Source organism: Rhizorhabdus sp. (assembly GCF_018006725.1).
In the GTDB taxonomy this organism is placed as follows: domain Bacteria; phylum Pseudomonadota; class Alphaproteobacteria; order Sphingomonadales; family Sphingomonadaceae; genus Rhizorhabdus.
In genome coordinates, this window is the sequence record NZ_JAGMXV010000372.1 from 1 (window position 1) to 3,699 (window position 3,699).

The window sequence follows — 3,699 nt, forward strand, 5'->3', positions numbered from 1 at the left end:
CGGAACAGATGCGCCTCAAGCGAGCTATCGTGGTCCGCGCGGCGCAACATGGTGAATGGAACCGGCTTACGAGGACGGCCGCCGAACAGTGACGGCCTCGCCCTCATGTCCTTGACCGAGCCGGGCAGCGTGATCGACTTGACGTAGAATGTGCCGTAGCTCGGATCGTGCGCCAGTTCGGCAGTGCCGGTGATGTAAATGTCCATACGGACACCGCCGATCACCGGCTGAAGCTCTTCGAAGTCGTAGGTGACTGCGTGCTGGTCGGACAATGCCACGTTGGTTCTCCCCTTCGGTGCGGCGGTTGCCGGCGGTGATGGGGAGAACGATAGGTAATTTCCTATCAATAGGCAATAGGAAAAAACCTACCAATAGGAATTTTTCTTGCCCGCCCCTCCGCGCCCGACTTAAGAAACCCGCTCCTGATCACCGCCATCAACCTAGGGAGAAGCTTATGGTCGACGCCAAACGCAATTAATGCGGTGCGAAGGCGGGCCTCCGCGTCTATCGAGCGCTCGCTGTCCGACGAAGCTTCTGCCTCCTTTTCCTTCAGGATGCGCTCTATCGTGTCGATCTGCTCATCATACAGTCGTTTTGGGGACCGCTTTGTAACGAACTGCTGGACGAACGTCTGATTCTGATTCAGAGCCTCTGAAATCTCTTTATACGTCACAACCCCCTCCACTTTGACGGCCTTTATCAGCCGCCTGCGAAGGGCCTCCATCTGTATTTCTATGGCGGTATCTACCATGCATGAGGCATCACAAAATTCCTTCCTATCGTCCAATAGGAAATTCCCTCTTGATTGGTAGGGAATTTCCTATTATTGGTAGGGAATGTCCGAACTTGAACGCTTCCGTGAAACCATAGAGCGCTTCATCGCCGAGCGAGGGATGAACCCGACGCAATTCGGCAAGGAATACGCTAGCGACCCCAGGTTTGTGTTCCAGCTTCGCGCTGGTCGTGAACCACGCGAAGCCACCCGCGTCAAAGTGCTTGAGGCCATGTTCACCCCTCAACCAGAAGGGGTGGCGCAATGAGCGATCACCTGCGCTGCGGAGCGGTCTGGACCGAGGACGGCACCTATCATCTTCTCGACCCCGAGCATGGCCTGATCGTCAGGCGGACGAAAGCCGAGGTCGACGCTGAATTGCGCCGCCGGAAGGCTGTGCGGGAGGCGGCATGAGCGAGGCAATTCGTATCGCGACCCCGGCCGACTTTTGCCCGGCCTGCCGTGAGCACTTCGAAAGAATGGTGGAGGGGCTGTCGTGGACATCACGGATGGTCAACCAATGCCATGGTCACGGCAAGCGGTGGATGAACCGGGCCCATAGGCTCGGCGGGGAAATCTTGGGGTTGCCGTTCCCTGTCGCTAGGGAGGTTTTCGAGAAGTGCGCTCACGGTGACGTCCGCCAGGTCGCGTTTGAATATCGCGACATGATCATTGGCGGCGCGTTGCCGATGGGGCGCGTCTACTTCGCCCAAGACATTCGGTCGGGAAACTGGAAGATCGGATTTTCGCATGAGCCGACGCGGCGCGTAGCTCAGCTTTCGGGCGAGACACGTCTTCCGATCCAGTTGGTGGCGACTGTCGACGGCTTCATGCTGAACGAGCATGTCATCCATTCGAAGTTGATGCCTGCGCGCATGGCCCACGAATGGTTTCGGGATCAGCCGATTGTTCATGACTACATCGCCTCACGGACCGGATTGCAAGTTGCCGGGAGGCTTCTGTCATGAAGCACTATCCGGCATCCCACTTCACCGGCGAAATCCACGACACCCAGGATCAGTCGGAAACGGCAACAGGATCGGGGCGCACGGCGCAAGTATGCGGCGAGGGAATGGCCCCGCCCTTGCCAGCAGGTGCCGCCGATGCGGTCCGCAGCACGCCCGCCGCGAGCGTGTCCGATGCAATCGCGCGCAAAGATCACCAATCCGTCAGCCCCTCCTCCCCTGACGGTTCCGCGTCTACCGAGAGCGCGGCGGGCAAAGTCTCGGGCCCGGCTCAGCCATCCCCTCCCAAGCAGGCTGAGCCGATCAAAGCCGGGGAGGGCGTCCCTCCGCTCTCCCCGGCGATCCTTTCCGATGAAGAAGTCGTGCCGGCGTTCATGCGTAAGGGGCAGGTTCGCAAGACGGTGCGGGACTATCGCCCTTACTGCCTGAACCCGGACAATTGCGGATCGAGCGGCCTCGACCATTGCTATCAATGCAAGAAGGCGCTGGCGGCGGCGGAGAGGGAAACCGCCTGATGCCATTCCTCGCCCGCCTCCTATCCCTGTTTCGCCGTCCTCTCATCGATCAATCGCATGAGAACGTAGACGCGCTCGACCTCATCCCGGCCCAGCCGAACTGGCTTGAGCAGGTCGCCAGAAACGCGGGGGCGTGAGCATGGACGGTTGTCGTTCGCATGGATCAGCCATTCGCGTCCGCTGCGGCTCGTGGTCATTTCGCGTCATCCGCAATTGCGGGCCGGCCCACGGTAGGGACATCATCGACCGGCCCGCGCGCGCCTGCTTCGGCTGGATGCGGCGCTTGCCGTGGCAGATGCGGAATTCCATTGCGAAACGCGCGCGGCAATGCGGTCACAGATGGGCGTCACTTGCGGAGTGGATCGCCCCGGAACTGAAGGGTGAATGATGAGAGCGTTCGCTAAAACCTTCTTCAAAGAGGTCGTTCTAGTCCATCTCGATGACTCCTGCTTGATCTGGCCATTCGCGGCTAATGGTCTTGGGTACGGGGTGGTGGGAAACAAGCTCGTTCACCGGCTCGTGTGTGAGCATTTTCACGGCCAACCACACGATAAGCAGGAGGCCGCACACTCGTGCGGCAACCGAAGGTGTTGCGCCAAAGCTCATATCTCATGGAAGACGCATGCGGCAAACATGGCCGACATGAAGGACCATGGGACCGTTAATTGTGGCGCACGGAATGGCGCATCCAAGCTGACTGACGCCGATGTTGTGGCGATACGAAATCTCGCCGGCAAGGTCCCGCAGCGAAGTATCGCAGACACATACGGCGTCAACCAGGGAACCATCAGCGACATCATCAGGCGGGAGAGTTGGGCGCATGTTTAGCAATCAAATTCGCGCTCTGGCTTCAAAGCTGGAAGCTATCAAGAGCGCGAAAAAGGAAGCGGGAGAGATGAGATGAAGAAAGCAGTTTTCGCCTTGATGGGCCTATCCATTCTCGCCGGCTGCACCGACGCGGATATCGCATCACAGAACCTGTCGAAGGCAGCCGACATGTTCGAGGTCAACCGGCGCGTGGTATTCTACAACGGCATTACTGGTGGGTACATGCTCACCGTTGAAGGACTTTGTTCGCTCGGCAACAAAGACACCGCCGACCAACTCACCATCACATGCAAAGTCGGGCCCAACGCCTTCAAGAAGCACTTCCTCGGACTTTCCGACAATGTGACGTACTTCGTTGAGCAGTTGGAGCCGAACAGGGCCAGCACCTATCACTACCGCGTGATCTTCAAGCCTCAGACCATCATCCCGGACATCGACTTCCGAGGTGATGCAACTGAACTGACGAATTGAGGGCGACATCCATGCTCTCATTCTTCCGAAAGAAGCCAGCGCCCCAGCCGGTCGCTATCAGAACCGCACCGCCGAAGCCCGTCGATCAGCGCGAGCGCGATCAGGCCATCGCGGCGCTCAGCAGCCTGAATGAAGAACTCACCATGAC

8 protein-coding genes are annotated in these 3,699 nt (G+C 58.9%); 6 read left to right on the forward strand and 2 right to left on the reverse strand.

The window, feature by feature from the left end; all coding sequences use genetic code 11:
• Together KAY22_RS26215 and KAY22_RS26220 are read right to left on the reverse strand one after the other, a co-directional pair.
• Nucleotides 1-278, reverse strand: a 278-nt coding sequence (locus KAY22_RS26215) for a hypothetical protein (protein ID WP_296626023.1), incomplete at its 3' end; no start/stop codon positions are given.
• Nucleotides 279-343: 65 nt separating this feature from the next.
• A complete protein-coding gene (locus KAY22_RS26220) occupies nt 344-787 on the reverse strand; it encodes an RNA polymerase sigma factor region1.1 domain-containing protein (protein WP_296626024.1) in 444 nt (147 codons plus the stop codon).
• A gap of 49 nt (nt 788-836) precedes the next feature.
• Here KAY22_RS26220 and KAY22_RS26225 point away from each other — a divergent pair, with 49 nt between their 5' ends.
• The 6 genes from KAY22_RS26225 (at nt 837) to KAY22_RS26245 (ending at nt 3,551) form a co-directional block, all read left to right on the forward strand.
• The gene (locus KAY22_RS26225; protein ID WP_296626025.1) at nt 837-1,040 is read left to right on the forward strand and encodes a hypothetical protein; all 204 of its coding nucleotides are present in this window, start codon (nt 837-839) and stop codon (nt 1,038-1,040) included.
• A complete protein-coding gene (locus KAY22_RS26230; RefSeq protein ID WP_296626026.1) occupies nt 1,037-1,186 on the forward strand; it encodes a hypothetical protein in 150 nt (49 codons plus the stop codon). The genes KAY22_RS26225 and KAY22_RS26230 overlap by 4 nt, the downstream gene beginning before the upstream one ends.
• Nucleotides 1,183-1,740, forward strand: a complete 558-nt coding sequence (locus tag KAY22_RS26235) for a GIY-YIG nuclease family protein (protein ID WP_296626027.1) — start codon at nt 1,183-1,185, stop codon at nt 1,738-1,740. The genes KAY22_RS26230 and KAY22_RS26235 overlap by 4 nt, the downstream gene beginning before the upstream one ends.
• Nucleotides 1,737-2,252, forward strand: coding sequence for a hypothetical protein (locus tag KAY22_RS26240; RefSeq protein ID WP_296626028.1), 516 nt, complete (start codon nt 1,737-1,739; stop codon nt 2,250-2,252). The genes KAY22_RS26235 and KAY22_RS26240 overlap by 4 nt, the downstream gene beginning before the upstream one ends.
• Before the next feature lie 387 nt (nt 2,253-2,639).
• Nucleotides 2,640-3,080, forward strand: coding sequence for an HNH endonuclease (locus KAY22_RS28040; RefSeq protein WP_366514175.1), 441 nt, complete (start codon nt 2,640-2,642; stop codon nt 3,078-3,080).
• Nucleotides 3,081-3,152: 72 nt separating this feature from the next.
• Nucleotides 3,153-3,551: a hypothetical protein gene (locus KAY22_RS26245; RefSeq protein ID WP_296626029.1), complete on the forward strand. Its 399-nt coding sequence runs from the start codon at nt 3,153-3,155 to the stop codon at nt 3,549-3,551.
• Nucleotides 3,552-3,699 lie beyond the last annotated feature (148 nt).

Bases quoted from the DNA above. Each gene is read 5' to 3' on its own strand.
- KAY22_RS26225 (WP_296626025.1), top strand. From the start codon at position 837: ATGTCCGAACTTGAACGCTTCCGTGAAACCATAGAGCGCTTCATCGCC.
- KAY22_RS26230 (WP_296626026.1), top strand. From the start codon at position 1,037: ATGAGCGATCACCTGCGCTGCGGAGCGGTCTGGACCGAGGACGGCACC.
- KAY22_RS26235 (WP_296626027.1), top strand. From the start codon at position 1,183: ATGAGCGAGGCAATTCGTATCGCGACCCCGGCCGACTTTTGCCCGGCC.
- KAY22_RS26240 (WP_296626028.1), top strand. From the start codon at position 1,737: ATGAAGCACTATCCGGCATCCCACTTCACCGGCGAAATCCACGACACC.
- KAY22_RS28040 (WP_366514175.1), top strand. From the start codon at position 2,640: ATGAGAGCGTTCGCTAAAACCTTCTTCAAAGAGGTCGTTCTAGTCCAT.
- KAY22_RS26245 (WP_296626029.1), top strand. From the start codon at position 3,153: ATGAAGAAAGCAGTTTTCGCCTTGATGGGCCTATCCATTCTCGCCGGC.